The organism is Pseudomonas sp. HMWF006, from assembly GCF_003061205.1.
GTDB lineage: Bacteria > Pseudomonadota > Gammaproteobacteria > Pseudomonadales > Pseudomonadaceae > Aquipseudomonas > Aquipseudomonas monsensis.
The window spans coordinates 6,141-7,120 of the sequence record NZ_QAIU01000554.1 but is presented as its reverse complement, the minus strand read 5'-3'; the positions used below and the strand labels follow the sequence as shown (position 1 = coordinate 7,120).

The following is a 980-nucleotide window of genomic DNA, read 5'->3' as shown; positions in this document are numbered from 1 at the left end:
ACACCGTGCTGACCGTGCCGCTGAGCAGCAGCGACTGGCAGTTGCGTGGTCTGTTCGATCGGCAGCGCGTACTCGAAGAACTGCTCCCGGCGTTCATCGGCAAATGCCTGTTGGGCCTGGCCTTCTCGATGTTGCCGGTGATCGCGCTGCTGAACATGCGCCGTCGCCAGCGTCAGGTGCATGAAGGGCGTCGGCGTTATCAGGATATTTTCGAAGGCACCGGCGTCGCGCTGTGTGTGCTGGACCTGTCCGGGCTCAAGCAATTCTTCGACAGGGCGCAGATTCAGACCAGCGATCAGCTCAAGGCCTGGCTCGACCAACCGGTGCAACGCCAGCAACTGCTGCAGGAATTGCGCGTCACCGAGGTCAACCAGGTGGCGCTGCAACTGCTCAACGTCAATTCCTGCGAACACGCCTGGCAGCTGTTGATTGACGGCCACCCGCACTACCACTGCGCGATCGGCAATCAGGTGCTCGACGCCGTCCTGCAGCAGCAAAAGCAGCTGGAACTGGAAGTCAAACTGCCGAACAGTAACGGCCGCGACCAGCACCTGTGGATGGTATTGCGCCTGCCGCAGGAACAGCACGACTACAAAGCGGTGATCCTCAGCATCAACGACATCACCAGCCGCAAGCTGATCGAGCTGTCGTTGCTGGAGCGCGAAGGTTTCTGGTCGGACGTGGTGCGCACCGTGCCGGATCATCTGTACGTGCAGGACGTTATCAGCCAGCGGATGATTTTCAGCAACCACCACCTCGGCCAGACCCTCGGTTACAACCGCACCGAACTGCATCAGATGGGCGAGTACTTCTGGGAAATCCTCCTGCACCCGGAAGACGCCGATTACTACCACCGTTCGCGGCAGATGCAGCGGCACGCCGGCTACAGCCAGTTGCTGCAATGCCAGTTGCGTTTCCGTCATCGTGACGGCAAGTGGCGGCGTTTCGATATTCGCGAGCAGGCGCTGGCCCGGGACAAA

Annotated in this window: 1 protein-coding gene; it reads left to right on the top strand. The window is 60.6% G+C overall.

Annotation, left to right across the window (positions count from 1 at the left end; genetic code table 11):
• Positions 1-980, top strand: a 980-nt coding sequence (locus DBR24_RS33680) for a PAS domain-containing protein (protein WP_256591818.1), incomplete at both ends; no start/stop codon positions are given.